The organism is Nigerium sp. (assembly GCF_039811905.1).
Classification (GTDB): domain Bacteria; phylum Actinomycetota; class Actinomycetes; order Propionibacteriales; family Propionibacteriaceae; genus Propioniciclava.
Genome location: NZ_JBDHZL010000051.1, coordinates 1 through 18,004 on the forward strand (window position 1 = coordinate 1; position 18,004 = coordinate 18,004).

The 18,004-nt window shown below is 73.5% G+C and carries 15 protein-coding genes and 1 riboswitch; of the genes, 6 read left to right on the forward strand and 9 right to left on the reverse strand.

Annotated elements, in window-relative coordinates:
- Positions 1-364 precede the first annotated feature (364 nt).
- The gene (locus WMJ97_RS09575) at positions 365-1,360 is read left to right on the forward strand and encodes a glycine betaine ABC transporter substrate-binding protein (RefSeq protein WP_347348760.1); all 996 of its coding nucleotides are present in this window, start codon (positions 365-367) and stop codon (positions 1,358-1,360) included.
- Between the two features lie 15 nt (positions 1,361-1,375).
- On the opposite strand, the gene WMJ97_RS09580 is transcribed toward WMJ97_RS09575, so the two are convergent.
- Both WMJ97_RS09580 and WMJ97_RS09585 read right to left on the reverse strand, forming a co-directional pair.
- Positions 1,376-2,422, reverse strand: a complete 1,047-nt coding sequence (locus WMJ97_RS09580) for a hypothetical protein (protein ID WP_347348761.1) — start codon at positions 2,420-2,422, stop codon at positions 1,376-1,378.
- A gap of 71 nt (positions 2,423-2,493) precedes the next feature.
- Complete coding sequence (locus tag WMJ97_RS09585; protein ID WP_347348762.1) at positions 2,494-3,576, reverse strand: hypothetical protein; 1,083 nt, start codon at positions 3,574-3,576, stop codon at positions 2,494-2,496.
- Between the two features lie 96 nt (positions 3,577-3,672).
- Here WMJ97_RS09585 and WMJ97_RS09590 point away from each other — a divergent pair, with 96 nt between their 5' ends.
- From WMJ97_RS09590 to WMJ97_RS09605, 4 genes are all read left to right on the forward strand, one after another.
- A complete protein-coding gene (locus WMJ97_RS09590) occupies positions 3,673-4,398 on the forward strand; it encodes a sulfite exporter TauE/SafE family protein (protein WP_347348763.1) in 726 nt (241 codons plus the stop codon).
- Between the two features lie 62 nt (positions 4,399-4,460).
- Positions 4,461-5,891 carry an MFS transporter gene (locus WMJ97_RS09595; RefSeq protein ID WP_347348764.1) on the forward strand — a complete coding sequence of 477 codons (1,431 nt, stop codon included), beginning with the start codon at positions 4,461-4,463 and terminating at the stop codon, positions 5,889-5,891.
- A 281-nt stretch (positions 5,892-6,172) separates the two neighbouring features.
- On the forward strand, positions 6,173-7,096 hold the full coding sequence (locus tag WMJ97_RS09600) for a sulfite exporter TauE/SafE family protein (protein WP_347348765.1): 924 nt from the start codon (positions 6,173-6,175) through the stop codon (positions 7,094-7,096).
- 46 nt (positions 7,097-7,142) lie between these two features.
- Positions 7,143-7,910: an alpha/beta hydrolase gene (locus WMJ97_RS09605; protein ID WP_347348766.1), complete on the forward strand. Its 768-nt coding sequence runs from the start codon at positions 7,143-7,145 to the stop codon at positions 7,908-7,910.
- 69 nt (positions 7,911-7,979) lie between these two features.
- Here the strand turns inward: WMJ97_RS09605 and WMJ97_RS09610 are convergent, their stop codons facing one another.
- The 6 genes from WMJ97_RS09610 to WMJ97_RS09635 form a co-directional block, all read right to left on the reverse strand.
- Positions 7,980-9,197 (reverse strand): CbiX/SirB N-terminal domain-containing protein, encoded by a 1,218-nt coding sequence (locus WMJ97_RS09610; protein ID WP_347348767.1) that lies wholly within the window; start codon positions 9,195-9,197, stop codon positions 7,980-7,982.
- Positions 9,194-11,620, reverse strand: a complete 2,427-nt coding sequence (gene cobJ, locus WMJ97_RS09615) for a precorrin-3B C(17)-methyltransferase (RefSeq protein WP_347348768.1) — start codon at positions 11,618-11,620, stop codon at positions 9,194-9,196. The genes WMJ97_RS09610 and cobJ overlap by 4 nt, the downstream gene beginning before the upstream one ends.
- Positions 11,617-12,510: a precorrin-4 C(11)-methyltransferase gene (gene cobM / locus WMJ97_RS09620; protein WP_347348769.1), complete on the reverse strand. Its 894-nt coding sequence runs from the start codon at positions 12,508-12,510 to the stop codon at positions 11,617-11,619. The genes cobJ and cobM overlap by 4 nt, the downstream gene beginning before the upstream one ends.
- On the reverse strand, positions 12,507-13,259 hold the full coding sequence (cobI, locus tag WMJ97_RS09625) for a precorrin-2 C(20)-methyltransferase (protein WP_347348770.1): 753 nt from the start codon (positions 13,257-13,259) through the stop codon (positions 12,507-12,509). The genes cobM and cobI overlap by 4 nt, the downstream gene beginning before the upstream one ends.
- A gap of 49 nt (positions 13,260-13,308) precedes the next feature.
- A riboswitch (cobalamin riboswitch) is annotated at positions 13,309-13,382 on the reverse strand.
- Between the two features lie 394 nt (positions 13,383-13,776).
- Complete coding sequence (locus WMJ97_RS09630) at positions 13,777-15,231, reverse strand: cobyric acid synthase (RefSeq protein WP_347348771.1); 1,455 nt, start codon at positions 15,229-15,231, stop codon at positions 13,777-13,779.
- Positions 15,216-16,208, reverse strand: coding sequence for a cobalamin biosynthesis protein (locus WMJ97_RS09635; protein ID WP_347348772.1), 993 nt, complete (start codon positions 16,206-16,208; stop codon positions 15,216-15,218). Before WMJ97_RS09635 ends, WMJ97_RS09630 begins: the two co-directional genes overlap by 16 nt.
- A gap of 123 nt (positions 16,209-16,331) precedes the next feature.
- On the opposite strand from WMJ97_RS09635, the gene WMJ97_RS09640 reads away from it, so the two are divergent.
- Positions 16,332-17,327 carry a DUF2332 domain-containing protein gene (locus WMJ97_RS09640; protein ID WP_347348773.1) on the forward strand — a complete coding sequence of 332 codons (996 nt, stop codon included), beginning with the start codon at positions 16,332-16,334 and terminating at the stop codon, positions 17,325-17,327.
- 90 nt (positions 17,328-17,417) lie between these two features.
- On the opposite strand, the gene WMJ97_RS09645 is transcribed toward WMJ97_RS09640, so the two are convergent.
- Positions 17,418-17,840 carry an alpha/beta hydrolase gene (locus tag WMJ97_RS09645; RefSeq protein ID WP_347348774.1) on the reverse strand — a complete coding sequence of 141 codons (423 nt, stop codon included), beginning with the start codon at positions 17,838-17,840 and terminating at the stop codon, positions 17,418-17,420.
- Between the last annotated feature and the right edge of the window lie 164 nt (positions 17,841-18,004).

Here is an 18,004-nt window from a genome sequence, read left to right on the forward strand (position 1 = left end):
GGCGTCGTCGGCTAGGGGCTCGTTGCGATCAGATGCACCCCGAAACGCCTGCAGCGTTTGTGAAACGCCTGCAGTAAGCCGCGGAACGCCTGCAGCGTTTTCACAACGCTTGCCTTCGGCGAGAACGCTGCCTTACGTAAGGCAGCGTTCCGGCTTAAGCCCGGCGTTGTGAGAACGCCTGCAGTAAACCGCGAAAGACCTGCAGCGTTGGCGAAAGACCTGCAGCGTTGGCGAAACGCTGCAGGCGTTCCCGCCCCCGGCACGCGCGCCACCCGAGGACGCCGCCGGCGCGGCGACCTCCGGCTGGCCCGCGGTGACCTCTCCCCACGGGGCATCGCCGCCCCCTGACCGAAAGGTGAACACGATGAAGCGAAACACGCGCACGCGCGTCGCCGCGACGATCGCCGTCGCGACGGCGTCCCTGGTGGCCCTGACCGGGTGCACCCTGGGCCAGTCGGCCCCCCAGCCGGGCGGCGCGACCATCGGCGCCGGCTCGCTGGCGCAGGCCGGCACGCTGAACGGCGTCAAGCTGGCCGTCGGCGGCAAGGAGTTCACCGAGCAGAAGGTGCTCTGCCAGCTCGCCATCCAGGCGCTGAAGTCGGTGGGCGCCGAGACCACCGACCGCTGCGGGCTGAGCGGGTCGAACACCGTCCGCCAGGCGCTCACCAGCGGCCAGGTCGACCTCTACTGGGAGTACACCGGCACCGGCTGGGTCAGCCACCTGAAGAAGACGGAGACCATCAAGGACCCGGCCGCGTTGTTCGACAAGCTCGCCGCCGAAGACAAGGACGCCCACCAGGTCTCCTGGATCGACCGGGCCCCCGCGAACAACACCTACGCCATCGCCGCGAAGGCGGCGAAGGCGTCCGAACTGAAGGTCTCGACGATCAGCGACTACGCGGCCCTGGCCACATCGAACCCGAACCAGGCGACGTTCTGCGGCGCGGCCGAGTTCTTCGGACGCGACGACGGCTGGGCGGGCCTGCAGAAGGCCTACGGCTTCACGCTGCCCGCCGACAAGCGTTCCGAGTTGGCGCTCGGCGCGATCTACGCCTCCATCGACCGCAGCAACCCGTGCAACTTCGGCGAAGTGTTCGCGACCGACGGGCGCGTGAAGTCGATGGGGCTGACGGTGCTCGACGACGACAAGGCGTTCTTCCCGATCTACAACCCGGCGATCTCCATCCGGACGCCGGTGCTCGACCAGCACCCCGACATCGAGAAGATCCTCGCGCCCGTCGCTGCGGCGCTCGACGACGAGACGCTGCAGACGCTGAACGCGTCCGTGGACGTCGACGGCAAGGATCCGGCCGCCGTCGCCCACGACTGGCTGCAGCAGAAGGGCTTCATCGGCCGGTGATCCCGGACGCGAGCGTCACCCGAGCGTGACGCCCGCCTTGCCCAGTTTGAAGGACGCCTTCGTGCGCTCGTTGCGGCAGGTGACGGCCGCGGAGGCGTCCATGGTGCAGCGGAGGTCCCCGGCGACGAGCGTCCTGCCGGACGGCAGCACGGCGATCTCGCGCGGGTAGCCCGAGCCCTTGATCACCTTCCATTCGCCGTAGTCGGAGACCCAGTCGACGTTGGGGCTGCCGTGCTCGACCCAGCCGATCGTGTTGCCCCGGCACGTCCAGGACGCCCGCCCCGCCAGCGAGAGCGTGTCGGGGTCGAGGCCGTTTTTGCACAGCCCCTTCGTGGTCGGCGCCTGCTTGCGGGCGGCGTCCGTGGCCCGGCAGTCGACGCCCTGCTTCGCGAGCGAGCAGGCGTAGGTGCCGTCCGGGGAGACGAAGTCGGCGCGCGTCCCGGCGACGTCGAGGTAGGGGGTCGCGGTGTCCTGCACGCGCAGTTCCCCGCCCGCGAACGTGACCGCCGCGGTGTGCCGCACCGCCGGGCCGCCTTCGGTGTCGTAGGCCGACCAGGTGAGGGTCGTCTTGGCGCCGGCGCTGCTGAGGGAGTTCACGTCGGCGTGCATCCGCTCGTGCCCCGTGGCGAGGTCGTACCAGCCGAGCAGGGTGCCGCCGGACCCGACCAGCAGCAGCTTCGCCGGCCGGGTCGGCCCGCCGAGCGAGCACTCGTACGAGACGAGGCCCTGCCGGTACCCGAGCCCGAGGACGTCCGCGAAGGCGAACGTGCCCTTGTCGAGCACCAACTCACCCTTGCCGTAGCCCACGACCTTGCGGGCGTGGCCGTCCACGAGCCGCTGGGCCGGCAGCTGGCAGTGGGCCGGCACCTCCGCGGTCTTCAAGGTGGCCAGCGTCACGTCGGTCTTCGGCCCACCCTGTGAGGACGCCGCCGTCGCGCCGGCGGCCGTGACCGACGGCGACGAGACGATCGGCGCGTCCGGGGACGAGGTGATCGACGACGAGCACGCGGTCAGCGCGAGCGCGGCCGTGGTGAGTGCGAGCAGGCGGCGAAGAATCCCCATGTCAGGACCCTAAGCAGCGCCCCGGTCAACCCTTGAGGTCTGGTTTGTCCCCATTAATGCGGGGTCGCGCCTCAGTTCTTCAGGGTGACGCCGGCCTGGTTCAGGGCGAAGGACGCCCCGGTCGCCGTGTTCTTGCACGTCACCCCGGAGGTCGCCATCGAGCAGCGGTACGTCCCGGCGACCAGCGTCCTGCCGTAGGGGAGGACGGCCACCTTCGTGCTGAAGCCGGAGTCCGGGAGCACCTGCCACCGGCCGTAGCGGTAGGGCCAGTCGACCATGGCGTAGAGGTCGGTCCTCTCGGTGGGGTCGGCGACCTGGCCGCTCGCGCACGACCACGACGCCGAACTCGTGACGCCGATCGCGTTCGGGGTGCCGCCGCTCGGGCAGACCTCGCTGGCAGGCGGGGCCTTCTTCATCGCGCCCGGTGTCGCCGCGCAGGTCGCCCCGTCAGGCCCGAGGTGGCACAGCAGCCTGCCCGTCGGCGAGACGAAGTCGGCGGAGTTCTGGAGCTTCACGTAGCTCGGCTCGGCCTCGGTGACGCGCAGCTTGCCGTCCGCGAACGCGACGCTCGACGTGGTGTGGACGACGTCGGTGCCGGCCCCCTCGTAGGCCAGCCAGCGGACCACGACCGGGTTGCCGCCCGTCATCGTGTCGACGTTGGCGTGCTCGGCCTGGTAGGCCGTGCCGAGGTCATAGTTCGCGAGCAGCTTGCCACCGTCGCCGATCAGGAGGAGGCGCTGCGGCCATCCCACGCCGCCGGCGTTGCACTGGTAGGCGACGAGGGCCTGCTTGTAGCCGAGCCCGGCGAGGTCGACGAACGCGTACATGCCCCGGTCCAGCATGAGCTCGCCGGTGCCCGGCGAACCCTTGGTCGTCTTGCCGTTCACCAGCCGCTGGGCGGGTAGCTGGCAGTTGGCCGGGACCTCGGCGGTCTTCAACGTGGCCAGGGTGACGTCGGTGCCCGCGGGCGCTGCCTCCGACGGCTGGGCCACCCCCGTGGACGCCGGCGCCGCGGCGGGTACCGTCACGGTCGATCTGGCGGCGGGCGTCGGGCTGACCTGCTGGACGACCTCCACGACGGGCGGTGCCGCGCACGAGGTCAGGGCCAGGGCGGCGAAGGCCGTCACCACAAACGCGCGACGAAGTGTCTCCATGAATCGCACGCTAGTGAGGCGTCCGGTCAGGAGGGCCTGCGCGGGCGTCCGGTTGCGCGGGCGGACGCCTCCCGCAGCGAGCTTTACGCTGTCGGAGTGGGCTTGTCCGTGGAGATCGTCCTGCTGCTGGTCGCGCTCGGCGCGTTCGGCGGCCTCGTGCAGGGCAGCGTCGGCTTCGGCCTGGGCGCCATCGCGTCGCCCATCGTGGCGCTCGTACGGCCCGAGCTGGTGCCCGTCGCGATCATGATGGCCGGCGGCGGGCTGCCCCTCGCGACGATCGCGACGGAGTGGCGCCACATCGACTGGGCGGCGTTCGGCTGGGTGATGCTCGGACGCCTGCCGGCCACCGTCGCCGGCGTGCTGATCGTCGCGGCCGTCCCGGCCCGCGTGCTGCAGGGCCTCGTGGGCGCGATCGTGCTGCTGATGGTCGTGATCTCAGCGATCCGCCTGACCATCCCGCGCACCCGGCTGACGCTCGTGGGAGCCGGCGCGCTCACCGGACTGACGGGCACGGCGTCCGGCATCGGTGGGCCCCCGATCGCGATCGTCCTGGCCGACGACCCGCCGCCGCGGGCGCGCGCCACGATGGGGCTGGTGTTCCTGGTCGGGGTGCTCGTCGGGCTCGCCGGCCTCGCGGCGGCCGGCTCCGTCACGCCGGACGCCGTCGGCGGCGGCCTGGTCTTGTTGCCCGCGGCCGTCGTCGGGTTCACGGTCTCCGTCCGGGTGCGGCGGCACCTGTCGAACGAGGGTTTTCGTCGGGGCGTCCTGCTGCTCAGCGCGGTGACCGCGGCGATCCTGCTGGTCAGGGTGCTGTTGGGGTAGGCGCCCGTTCAGTAGACAAGACCGATGTCTCACCAATCGGGCAACGGGCGTAGGCTTGCTCGGTGCAGTACGAACCAGTCACCCAAGACGCCGGGGCCACGGCGTCCCCCACCACCAGGCCGCACAAGGGGCGGATCATCATCTCCTCCCTGGTCGGCACGTCCATCGAGTTCTACGACTTCTACGTCTACGCGACCGCCGCGATCTCGGTCTTCCCGTTCCTGTTCTTCCACTCCGACTCCGACACCGGCGCGCTGCTGGCGTCCCTCGCGACGTTCGGCGTCGCGTTCGTCGCTCGCCCCATCGGGTCGGTGCTCTTCGGCCACTTCGGCGACCGGACCGGCCGCAAGGCGACGCTGCTGGCGTCCCTGCTCACGATGGGCATCGCGACCGTCCTGATCGGGCTGCTGCCCACCTACTACCAGATCGGGCTCTGGGCGCCGACGCTGCTCGCGATCATGCGCTTCTGCCAGGGCCTCGGGCTCGGCGGCGAATGGTCGGGGGCGTCCCTGCTCGCCGGCGAGAACTCGCGCCCCGGTCACCGCGGCTTCGACGCGATGTGGCCCCAGCTCGGCGCGCCCATCGGCTTCCTGTTCGCGAACGGGTTCTTCTACCTGCTGACGCAGAGCATGCACTACGACTCGACGACCGCGACCCACCAGCACCCGTTCCTGATCTGGGGCTGGCGGCTGCCGTTCCTGGCGTCGCTCGTGATCGTGGTGTTGGGCGTGTACGTGCGGTTCAAGCTCGACGAGACCCCGTCGTTCAAGAAGGCCCGCGCCGCCGGCCAGGTGGTGAAGTCGCCGCTGCGCGAGACGTTCCGGACGAGCTGGCGCGAGGTGATCCGCGGCACGTTCGTGATGCTCGCCACCTACACGCTGTTCTACCTGATGACGACGTGGATCCTGTCGTACGCGATCGGCAAGACGTCCAGCGGCCTGCTCGGCATCAGCTACAGCCGGTTCCTGGTGCTGCAGCTCATCTCGATCATCGCGTTCGCCATCATGACGCCGATCTCTGGCTGGCTGGGCGACCGGTTCGGCCGCAAGGCGTTCCTCGGCACCGTCACCGCCGCCATCGCCGTGTTCGGCCTCACGTTCGGCCTGTTCCTGGACCGCGCCCGCATCGGGACCGGCGAGAACGCCGACATGGGGCACCTGCTCGCGTTCCTGCTGGTGGGCATGACCCTGATGGGCCTCACGTTCGGCATCCAGTCCGCGCTGCTGCCCGAGTTGTTCCCGACGAACGTCCGCTACACCGGCTCGGCCATCGCGTACAACGTCGCGTCGATCCTCGGTGCGGCCGTCGCCCCGTTCATCGCGGCCTGGCTGGCCGCGACGTTCGGCCCCGAGAGCGTGGGCCTGTACCTGACGAGCATGGCCGTCCTGACGCTCATCGCCGTGCTGAGCGTCAAGGAGACCTCCCGCGTCGACCTGGACGCCATCGGCGGCCAGGCCCCCGACGACGAGCCCGAGAAGGTGGCCGTGGGCTGACCCGCGTCCCTCTCGCTCGCCTCATCGGGCCCCCGGCTGCTGCCGGGGGCCCGCGTCGTTGGGGGGCGTCCGTGCGGTTCCCAGTGTGCCTACCGTCTCAGTATGAAATACGCCCCGGGACGCCGCGTGCGCCGGTGGTTTAGTGTCGCCATCGCTCGTTGAATATAAGGATCTCCCGATGACTCTCCTGTCGGCCGGACCGGCCCTCGCGCGCCGGTGTTGTTGTCGCTGACCGCGACCACCATCCCCTTCTTCCACCGGCCACTTCGATAGGACAACTCATGCAATTCCTGCTTCTTCTCGCCCTCGTGGGCTTCGGCGCGCAGCTCGTCGACGGCTCCCTCGGCATGGCGTACGGCGTCACGTCGACCACCCTCCTGCTCGCCGTCGGCGCGAATCCCGCCGCCGCGTCCGCCACCGTGCACCTCGCCGAGATCGGCACGACGCTCGCGTCGGGGGCGTCCCATTGGCGCTTCGGCAACGTCGATTGGAAGGTCGTGGGCCGCGTCGGCGTCCCCGGCGCGATCGGCGCGTTCCTCGGCGCGACGTTCCTGTCGTGGATCTCGACCGACCTCGCCGCCCCGATCATGGCGGTGATCCTGCTGAGCATCGGCACGTACATCCTGATCCGCTTCACGCTCCGCGGCGTCTCGACCAAGCACCTCGGCAAGCCGCTGCGCCGGCGGTTCCTCGCGCCGCTCGGCCTGTTCGCCGGCTTCGTGGACGCCACGGGTGGCGGCGGCTGGGGCCCGATCGGCACCCCGGCGCTGCTCTCCAGCGGGCGCCTGGAGCCGCGGAAGGTCATCGGCTCGATCGACACCTCGGAGTTCCTCGTCTCGGTGGCGGCCAGCCTCGGCTTCCTGATCGGCCTCGGCCACCACGGCGTGAACGTCCCGTGGGCGCTGGCGATCTTGGCCGGCGGCGTGCTGGCCGCGCCGCTCGCCGCCTGGATCGTGCGGCGCGTCCCGGCGCGCCTGCTCGGCTCGGCCGTCGGCGGGCTGATCGTCTTCACGAACGTGCGCAGCCTGCTGCGCAGCGACTGGGTGGACGCGCCGGCGTCCGTCCAGCAGCTCGCCTACGTGGCCGTCGCGATCGTGTGGGCCGCCGCGATCGCCTACTCGGTGCGCGCCTACCGCGCCGAGCAGCGCGAGCTGGCGGCGTCCGGGGTGGACCGGCAGCGCGAGGCCGCGGCCGAGCGCTCCTGAGGCCGAACGGCCTGCCGGCCGGCGGGGCCGGTGGCAGAGTGGGGCCATGGCTACCGTCAACCTCCACGCTCCCGCCGACCGGACCGACCTGCCGCTCGTCCTGCTCCCGCCGTTCCCGCTGGATTCGCGGGTGTGGGGCGACGTGAGCGGCCTGTTGGGTGGTGACGTCATCACGGTCGACGCCCCCGGCTTCGGCGGGCAGACCGACTCCGACCCCAGCCTGGACTCCTACGCCCGCGCGGTGCTCGCCGCGCTCGACGCCCGCGACGTCCATCGTTTCGTCGTCGCCGGCAACTCCGTGGGCGGCTACGTCGCCATCACGTTGGCCGACCTCGCTCCGGACCGGGTCGCGGGGCTCGGGCTGGTGGGCACGAAGGCGGGGCCGGGGCCCGACGAGTCGGCCGGACGCCTCGCCATGGCCGCCGCCGCGGACGCCGGCACCCCGGTCGCCGAGCTGCTCGCGCCCATGGTCGCGAAGCTGGTCTCGCCCACCTCGCGGGCGACCGTGCCGGGGCTGGGCGATCGGGTGGACGCCTGGGCGGCCGAGGCGTCCGCGGAGGGCGTCGCGTGGCTGCAGCGCGCGATGGCGGACCGGCCCGACCGGCTCCACGTCCTGGAGCGCACCGGCGTGCCGGCGACCATCGTCTATGGGCTCGAGGACCCGCTGTCCAGCCCGGAGATCCAGCAGGAGATGGCCGGGGCGCTCGGTGTCGAGGCGATCGGCGTCACCGGGTCGGGGCACCTGGTGCCCCTCGAGAACCCCGGTGCCGTCGCGGACGCGCTGCGGGCCACCTGGGACGCCGCGCGCCGGTGACGCCGGGCCACCCGCGGGACCCGTTCGTCCGGCGGGGTGGCGCCCGGCGCGCCTGAGCGGACGCCCGCCTCAGTCGGTCTCCGCGATCGCCCGCAGGGCGGCGTCGCGGGCGAGGGCCGAGCGGCGCGGCGTCCGGTCGCCGAGGACGCCGACGGTCATGCCGGAGGTGCGGCCGACGGCCGGCGTCCGGGCGGTGCCGCCGCGGGCGTCGTCACCGCGGACGCAGAAGATGCGGGCGCGCTCGGCCAGCTCGGCGACGCGGGCGTTCACCTCGGGGGTGTCCGTCAGCGCGAGCGCGTACCAGGGCTCGCCGAACAGGTCGTCGGCGAAGTCGTCGGCCACCCAGCGGATCTCCCCGGCGTCCACGCGGTCCCGCAGGGCCGGCGTCACCGTCGGCGCGACCAGCCTGACGGACGCCCCGGCGTCCAGCAGCCGCGCCACCCGCCGCTCGGCGACGGACCCGCCGCCGACCACCAGGACGTCCCGCCCGGCGAGCATCAGCCCGGCCAGGTAGGCGGGCGAGCCCGATCCGGCGCCGGGGTCGCCGGCGGCCTCGCGGTAGCGGTCCACGACGACGGCGGCGAGCTCGTCGCAGTCGCCGATGACGCCGGCGATGCGCACCTCGGCGTCCGGGTGCTCGACCAGCCACGCGGAGACCTCCTGCGCGGTCCACTGCTGCAGCATGCCCGGGAAGAGATAGTTCGGCAGCACCACGATGCGCCGCGCGCCCGCCCCGTAGGCCTCCGACAAGGCGTCCGGCAGGCTGGGACGCGTCACCTGGATGAAGCCGGCGATCGCCCGCTCGAACCCGCCCTCCTCGACGACGAGCCGGGTCAGCCGGGCGTGGTCGGCGTTCGTGTCGGGCAGGGACGTCCCGCGCCCCAGCACGACCACCGTCGCCTCGGACGCCGCCCAGTCGCCCAGCGCCTCCCGCGCCCGCAGCAGCAGCGCCCGGCGCAGCCGCGGGTCCGCGCCCAGGTGCCGCGCGTAGGCGACCGTGGCGCCCGGGCGGGTGCGGCGTCCGGCCTCGATGGCCGCCGGGATGTCCGACTGCACGTGCCCGCCGGTGCCCAGCATCAGCGGCGCCACGACGGCGTGCGGCTCGTCGGCGCGGGCCAGCGCGTCGGCGAGCGCCGCGTCGATGGTCGGCGGGGTCAGCTCGACGAACCCGACCGACACGTCGACGCCGGGCAGCAGCCCGCGCACGCGCTCGACGAACCGGAAGCACTCCTCGGCGCCGGGGTCGACGCGCGTCCCGTGGCCGGCGATGACCAGCGGCGCGCTCACTGCTTGCCCATCCACTGGTAGTCGCGCGGGGTCACGATGGCGACGCCGCCCACGCCGGTGGCCACCGGGCGCGTCGTCGACGAGCCGACGACCACGAGCGAGTGCATGTCCACGATCTCCGGGTCGAACTCGGCGAGCGTCGTCACCGTCACCGACTGCTCAGGACGCTCCGCGTCCCGCACCACGCACACCGGCGTCGTCGGCGGCCGGTGCTCGGCCATGATCTCGAGCGCGCGCGGCAGGTGCATGACCCGCTTACGGCTGCGCGGGTTGTAGAACGTCACCACGAAGTCCCCCTCGGACGCGGCGACGAGCCGCTTCTCGATCGTCGCCCAGTCGGTGTGCAGGTCGGACAGGCTGATCGTCGCGTGGTCGTGCCCCAGCGGCGCGCCCAGGATCGCGGACGCCGCCAGCTCGGCCGTCACGCCCGGCACGATCTCGACGTCGAGCCCCTCGGTGCCGCGCTCCAGCGTCGGGCTGGCCATCGCGTAGATCGCGGGGTCGCCCGAGCAGACGAGCGCGACCGTCCGGCCCTTGCGGGCCTCGGCGATCGCGAGGGCGGTGCGTTCGTCCTCGGCGCCCATGCCGGACGCCAGGATCTCGGTGCCGGGGCGCAGCAGGTGCCGGATCTGCTCCACGTACGGCCGGTGCCCCAGCACGAACGAGGACGCCTGCAGCACCGCCTTCGCGCGCGGCGTCAGCAGGTCGTCGCTGCCCGGCCCGAGGCCGACGACCGCGACGCGGCCCAGGGGGGCGAGGCGTCCGATCGCGCAGGTGGCGTCGGGCGTCTTGCGCTTCTCGACGACCAGCTCGGCCCCGCGGGCCAGCACGGACGCCTCCGCGACGCTCGGCGTCCCGACGGCCGCGGCGGGCGCGGCGCTCGGGTTGGGCACGCTCTGCTCGGCCAACTGCTCGGCCGGGTACGTGAGCAGGGGGACGCCGAGGCGTCCGGCCAGCTCGACGAGCCCTGGCTCGTCGGCCTTGGCGTCGACGCTGGTCAGCGCGGCGAGGGACTCCTTCGCGAGCCCCGCTTCGGCGAGGGTGGCGTCGAGCAGGGCCTCGCAGTCGTCGGCGGACGTCCCGCGGTTGCAGCCCATGCCGGCCACCAGCGACGGGGGCCGCAGCACGACGGTCGGCAGGCCGGAGGGCTCGACGGCGGCGGCGTCCGAGACGACGATGCGGACGACCGGCTCCCCGGACGGCAGCTCGCGCACGTGCGTGCCCCGGCGCTCCAGCCTCGGGACGCCGGGCTCGGCCACGTTCGTCGGCAGCGGCGGCATCGGCCACGGCCGCTCGCGGACGAGGGCGACCGGCTCGCCGTCCAGGAGCGCGCGGGTGACCCCGGCGACGTCGCCCGCGTACGGCCAGCCGAGCGTGTCGAGCGCCTGGACGCCGAGCGAGTCGGTCGCGGTCGTCAGGACGGCCGTCGCGCCCAGCCCCTCGGCCAGCCGGGACGCCAGCGCGTTCGCCCCGCCGCCGTGCCCGCCGACGAGCGGCACGCAGAACCGGCCGCCCTCGTCGACCACGACCACCCCGGGGTCGGTCTTCTTCGACGCGAGCAGCGGCGCGATCAGGCGCGTCGTCGCGCCGAGGGCCAGGTGGCTCACGATGAGGTCGCACTCGGCCCACGCGCGCGGCAGCCCCTCGGACGCCGGCCCGTCGTAGCGCCGGGTGGGCCCGACGAGCGCGTCGATGGCGTCGGCGTGGGCGCGGCTGGCGGGGGAGTTCGTGACCTGCCCGATGACGCCCTCGTCGACGTCGCGGACGGCCGGGGCCAGCCAGCCGGCTGTCCCGGCGATGGGGGCCTGCTCGCCCGCCGACTCGGGCGCATCGGGGTGGTGCGCCAGCACCAGCACGACGTGGGGCTGCTCGGCCTGGGCGACGCGGGCCTCGTCCTCGGTGAGCACGCGGACGCGCTCGTCGGCCTCGCCGAGCCGCTCGGCGACGACGAACGTCCGGCCCAGCCCGGCCAGCGCGGACGCCAGCTCGGCGACCCCGATCTTCGGGTCCGTCAGGACGCCGACCTTGCCGTGCTCGCGGCACGCCGCGACCGCCGGGGTGGGGTCGTTGCCGTGCGCGGAGACGAGCAGCGCGTCGTCCCAGGGGACGCCGACCGCCGCGAACGCGGCCTGCAGCGAGGTGGGCGCGGTGACGACGCGGGGGTGCAGGCCCGCCGCGCGCATCCGCCGGACGACTCCGTAGAACAGCGGATCCCCGGACGCGACGCAGACGGCGTCCTCACCCTCGGCCAGCGCGGCCAGCCGGTCGACGGCCGGCTGGATCGGCCCGAGGACGACGCGGCGCTCCTCGGGGACGCCGAGGGCGTCCAGGTGGCGGCGGCCGCCGACGACGACGGACGCGCGGGCGGCGGCCTCGCGTAGGGCGTCCGTGATCTCGCCGAGGTAGCCGTAGACGGTGATCACTGGGGGTCTCCTTCGGGGTCGGGCCGGTCCGCGGCGACGCCGAGTGCGCCGCGGCTACGCAATTCGCGCTGGGCCTCGGGCTCGGCGTCCCGGTATTCGTGGCGGAAGCCGGGGTGATAGAGGTGGCTGCGCGCGTCGATGGGGCCCTCGCGGAGCGCCGGCCCGACGAGGATCACCGTGTGTTTCCACAGCTTGTGCTGCTTCATCGTGGCGTGGAGTTCGTCGAGGCGGCAGCGCATCATGAGCTCGTCGGGCCAGGTGACCTGATGCCCGATGATGACGGGCGTCTCGGGCGGGTAGCCGCCGGCGAGCAACTCCTCTTCGAGGGCCTTGTTGCGGGCCGCCGACAGGTAGAGCGCCATCGTCGTGCCGTGCTGCGCGAACGACCGGACCGATTCGCGCGGCGGCATCGGCGTCCGGCCGCCTTCGAGCCGGGTGAGGATCAGGCTCTGGGCCACCTCGGGGACGGTGATCTCGACGTCCATGCGGGCGGCCGCCGCCGAGAACGCGCTGATGCCCGGGATCGTCTCGTAGGCGACGCCGAGCTGGTTCAGCAGGTCGCGCTGCTCGGCGGTCGCGCCGTAGATGGACGGGTCGCCCGTGTGGACGCGGGCCACGAGCAGCCCCTCGTCGCGGGCGCGCTCGTACAGCGGCTGGATGTCTTCGAGGGACGCCGACGCCGAGTCGACCATGACGGCGTCCGGGCGGTGGTGCTCCACGATCTGGGGGCTGACGAGGGAGGACGCCCAGATGACGATGTCGGCGTCCCCGATGACGCGGTGGCCTCGCAGCGTGATGAGGTCGGGCGCGCCCGGCCCCGCGCCCACGAAGACGACCTTGCCGCGCGGGGACGCCTCGGCCTCGCGTGCCGAGTGCGGGACGGCGCTCACAGGCGTCCGCCCGTCGAGGTGCGGCGGGGCGCGGAGAGCACCGTCGAGAAGTAGTTCGCGGGGCCGTCGGCGTCGGACGCCGGGACGATCCGCTGCCCGGGCAGGCCCACGTTCGTGCCGACGAGGGTGTCGCGGTCGGCCGAGGCGAGGCGTCCGAGCACCTCGGGAAGCCGGCGTCCGGCCTTGTAGGCGACGACCGTGTCGGCGAACTCGGATGCGCGGTCGAGGGTGTCGAGCCCGCTGGTCACGGGCACGAGCGCGAGGACCTCGGTGCCCTCGACGAGCGGCGTCCGGGAGGCCGCCGCGAGCGCCTGCATCGCCGTGATGCCCGGGACGACCTCGATCTCCACGTCGGGGAACCGGCCCAGCACCGTGCCGGCGAGGTAGCTGAACGTCGAGTAGACGCTGGGATCGCCGACCGTCGCGAAGCTGACCGTCTGGGCGCCCGCCTCGAACGCCTCGATCGCGGCCGCCGCCGACGTCTCCCACGCCTTCGCCCGGCGCGCGGTCACGCCCGAGCGGTCGGCCATGGTGAACGGCACGCGCCGGATCTTCTCGGACGCCGCCGGGGCGGCCGTCACGACGATCGTCTCGGCGCGGCCCGCGTCATCGCCGGACGCCTCCGTCGCCGGGACGAGCACGACATCGCTGGCCTCCAGCGCGCGGACGGCCTTGAGCGTGACGTGTTCGGGGTCTCCGGGGCCGACACCGACCCCAACGAGACGGCGTGGTGGGTGTGCGGCGTCCATGAACGGCCTCCTCAGGTCTCTCGCCCGACAGTGGTGCCTCGGCGACGCGGAGTTCCTGGCTCGCCGGGGATCGTTCCCCGGATCACAGTGGCGGGACCGCCCCGGATTTGCACCGGGTTCCTCGCAAACGTCGGGGGACAGTCTCGCACACCCCGCTGCTTTCGTGCCGCGTGCCCGAGGCGGCCGTCCGCGGGGGCGGTTCTCTCCCCGAGGGCGTTTCTACCTGACGTTCTCCACACTCCAGTGTGGAGAACGTCACACGGGGGCGTGAGTGGGGTGCACTCGGGGCGCGGTGGGTCGGCTTGCGCTGCGCGGGGGGAGTCGACGAGCGGCCCCCGTCCGGGACGTCCGGTCGATTTGCCGCCACTCGATGACGGTCTGGTGGCGAATCCGCGCTCACGGCCACCGGTCATGGTGAATCGAGTGGTGGCAAATCGACTGGGCGAGGCGGCGCCTCGATTCTGAGGGATCCCCCTTGGTCCCACACTCGTGGCCCCACACTCGGCCAACAGCGCCCTCAGGACGCCGCCCTCATCAGGGCGTCGACGTCCAGGTGGGCGTCCACGGCGTCAGCGAGGGTCTCGATCATGCGCTCGCGCCGCTCGGCGTAGCCGAGCGCGCCGGGGGTGGGCGTCCAGTCGCGGCCGGCCTGGTGGGCGGCCTCGGTGAGCCAGGCGCGACGGAAGGCGTCCGTCTCGAGGGCGCCGTGCCACATGGTTCCCCAGACGGCGCCGCGCCGGCAGCCGTCGAGGAACGGCTCGGCCTCGCCCGTCACGCGGCACACCCCGTGATGGATCTCGTACCCCCCGACCGGCACGCCGCGCCACTCGCCGGACGGCGTCCCCAGCACCTTGTCATCCCCGAATTCGACGCTCACCGGCAGCAGGCCGAGCCCCGCGATCGTCCCGCCCCCGGACGCCTCCGTGCCGCCCTCGTCGCCGATCGTCTCCGCGAGCATCTGGTAGCCGCCGCACACCCCGAGCACCGGACGCCCCTGCGCTGCCCGGGCCGCCACGGCGTCCGCGAGGCCGCGGTGCCGCAGCCACCCCAGATCGGACACCGTCGACCGCGACCCCGGCAGGATCGCCAGATCCGCCTCGGCGACCACCTGCGGGTCGGTCGTGACGACCACGTCGACGCCGGGCTCGCCCGCGAGGGCGTCCACGTCGGTCGCGTTGCTGACCCGCGGCAGCCGGACGACCGCTACCCGCAGATCCCCCTCCGCCACCCCGGACGCCTCCCGCCGCCAGCGGCCGACCTCGAGGGCGTCCTCGCCGTCGAGCCAGACGTCCGGCAGCCACGGCAGGACGCCGACGTTCGCCAGCCCGGTCCGGCGCGAGATCTCCACGAGACCGGGATCGAGGATCGACTGATCCCCCCGGAACTTGTTGATCACGAACCCGCGCAGCAGCGCCCGGTCGGCGTCGTCGAGCAGGCCCCACGTGCCGAAGATCGACGCGAGCACCCCGCCGCGGTCGATGTCGCCCACCAGCACGACCGGCAGACCGAAACGCCTGGCCAGCCCCATGTTCACGTAGTCGCCGGCGCGCAGGTTGATCTCGGCGGGGGAGCCCGCGCCCTCGCAGACCACCAGCTCGTGCCCGGACGCCAGCTCCGCGTACGCCGCCCACGCCGCCTCGGCCAGCTGGCCGCGTCCGGTCGCGTACTCGCCGGCGTCCAGCACCCCGCCCGGACGCCCGCGCACCACGATGAAGCTCCGCCGGTCGGTCCCCGGCTTCAGCAACACGGGGTTCATCGCCGACGACGGCGTCACCCCCGCCGCGAGCGCCTGCAGGTACTGCGCGCGCCCGATCTCGGCGCCGTCGGGACACACCATCGAGTTGTTCGACATGTTCTGCGCCTTGTAGGGCACGACATCGACGCCGCGCCGCCGCAGCGCCCGGCACAGTCCGGTCACCACGAGCGACTTGCCCGCGTCCGACGACGTCCCGGCGATCAGGATGCCCGCCATACCCCGCTCCTCCTCCGGCCCGCGCTCCACGCGACCCCGCTCGCAAACCCGGCCCCCAACGCGGCCGCGGCGAGCGTCACCCGCGTGACCAGCCGGGACGCCGCCCGCACCTCGCGGGCGCCCGGCTTCGGCCACGACTCGTCTCCGAGCGTCGGACGCACCTCCACCCCGGACGCGTACACGTTCCGCCCGCCCAGCCGGACGCCCAACGCCCCCGCCCACGCGGCCTCGCACCAGCCGCCGTTCGGGCTGGGGTGCCGCGCGTGGCCGGCGAGCAGCGAGCGCCAGGCCCGCCGCGCGTCGCCGCCGACGCTCGGGGCCAACCCGGACGCCAGCAGCCCGGTCACCCGCGCCGGCACGTAGTCCAGCAGATCGTCGAGCCGTGCGGACGCCGTCCCGAACCGGGCGTACCGCGGCGTCCGGTGGCCGACCATCGCGTCGAGGGTGTTCGCCGCCCGATGCACGAGCAGCCCCGGCACCCCGGCCACCGCGCCCCAGCACAGGGACGCGACCGCGGCGTCCGCCGTGTTCTCCGCGAGCGACTCGACGGTCGCGCGGCCGAGTTCGCCGGCGTCCAGGCCCTCCGGGGAGCGCCCGCACAGCGACGGCAGGGCGGCGCGGGCGGCGTCCAGGTCGTCGACGTCGAGCGCGTCGGCCATCGCCTCGCCGGTCGCGCGCAGCGTGCGCGCGCCGAGCACCGCCCACGTCGCGGCGGCCGTCGCGAGCGCATGCACCACCGGACGCCCGCGCGTCGCCCGCTCGACCACCGCCCCCAGGGCCAGCACCGGCGCCACGCAGGCAACCGCGTACCGGACGCCCGCGGCCCGGGAGTCCCCATAACAGTGGGGTTCCAGGCGGGCCGCGTAGGCCCCGAACAGGGCGACGGGGTGCCCGCGGCGGGGGTCGCCGAACGCGGCGTCGGCCGCCACGCCCAGCAGCAGGCCGACGGCGCGGCTCGGATGGTGGCTCACACCCATGTTCCTACGGCACGGGCGGGCGCGGGGGCAACCCTCACCGCGTCCCACCTAGTCAGGGCCAAGAGACGAACGCGCCCGCCGCGGGGGAGGCGGGCGGCGTCCCGACGGGTCTAGCGTGGGGCCATGCGCGACGAGCACGCCTTCTCGACCCGGCCGATCACGGAGTTGTACACGTGGTTCGCCGGGGAGACCGAGCCGACGTCGGCGACTTGGGCGGCCCTGTGCCGCTGGATCGCCGAGACCCCGGCGGTCCACGCCCGGCTGGACGCCCTCCCCGGGCGCAAGCGCCAGCCGAACATCTTCCTCGCCGCCGTCCGCTACCTCGGCGGGCCGACCGAGCCGGGGCCGCGTTTCCTCGCCTGGTTCGACGAGCACTGGCCCGAGATCGAGCGGGTGATCCTCGCCCGCTCCACCCAGACCAACGAGCCCGGACGCTGCGCGGTCTTCGCCCCCGTCCTCGCGTCGCTGCCGCAGCCGATCTCCCTGCTCGAGGTCGGCGCGTCCGCCGGCCTGACGCTCTACCCCGACCGGTACCGCTACCGCTACGCGGGGGCCGTCGAGGCCGAGATCACCCCACCGACCGCCCCTGCGGACGCCCCCCTCCTCCGCTGCCGCGTCACCGGGACGCCGCCCGGCGACCCCACCTACCTCGTCGTCTCGGCGCGCGCCGGGCTCGACGTCGCGCCCCTCGACCCGAGCGACCCCGACGACGCCCGCTGGCTCCGCTCGCTCGTCTGGCCGGGTGACGACGAGCGCGAGGCCCGCCTCGCCGAGGCCCTCGCCCTCGTAGGCGCCAAGCCGCCGCACCTCCTCCGCGGGGACCTGACCGACAAGCTCGACGCCCTCCTCGCCCTCGCCGCGCCCGGCACGACGCCGGTCGTCGTGAACTCCGCGACGCTCGCCTACCTCGAGCGCCCCGAGCGGGACGCCTTCGTCGCCCGCGTCCGGGACGCCGGCGTCCATTGGCTGTCGTTCGAGGGGCCGTCCGTGGTGACGTCGCTGCGCGGCGTCCTGCCCGATGCGGACGCCTGGCGCTCGCGTCCCCACTTCGTCGTCGCTCTCGACGGGACGCCGCTCGGCCGCGCGCACGCGCACGGCCGGTGGGTCGAGTGGGAGTGAGTCGTTCATCTGTCGCCCATGCGTACGTGAAAACCTACGCTCGATCCAAGGGGGCGAAGGTGGTCCCTGGTGCTCGGTGTTCCTGGTGAGTCAACGTGGCAGGTCTGTCGCCCACTGGCGGAGGAGGGCGTGGCACACCTCAGGCCGGTCGAGGTGAACGTTGTGGCCGGCGCCGTCGAGCGCCGCGTAGGTCGCGTGCGGGTACCAGGCGCGGACGAGATCGAGCTGGTCCTGGTAGCCGACGACGTGGTCCTGGCGGCCGGTGAGGACCAGCGCAGGGCCGGTGAACTCACCCGCGCGTGTGTCCGGGTCGGCGTCGAGGGCGTAGTGCGCGCCCAGACGTTGCATGGCCGCCTGGTCGGCCGCTCGGATGCCGGACAGAGCATAGGTCTGAAACAGCCGCCACGTGGCCTGCGTCTGGCGCGCTGCTAGGGCGGTGAATTCACGTCTGTCGGCATCGTCCAGTTCGGCCAGCAACGCGTCATCACGCTCGCACACGGCGGACTCAGGCAATGTGCGACGCGATATGTCGGGTTGGACGACCGGTGCGATGAGTGCGAGACCCACGACTTGGTCCGGCCAGGGCAGGGGTGGAGCCGGAGCCGGGCAGGTCCACGTACCAGCGCTCCAGGCCGCCTGCCTCCGCCAGGGCGTCGTCCAGCGAAAGCAAGAGGCGG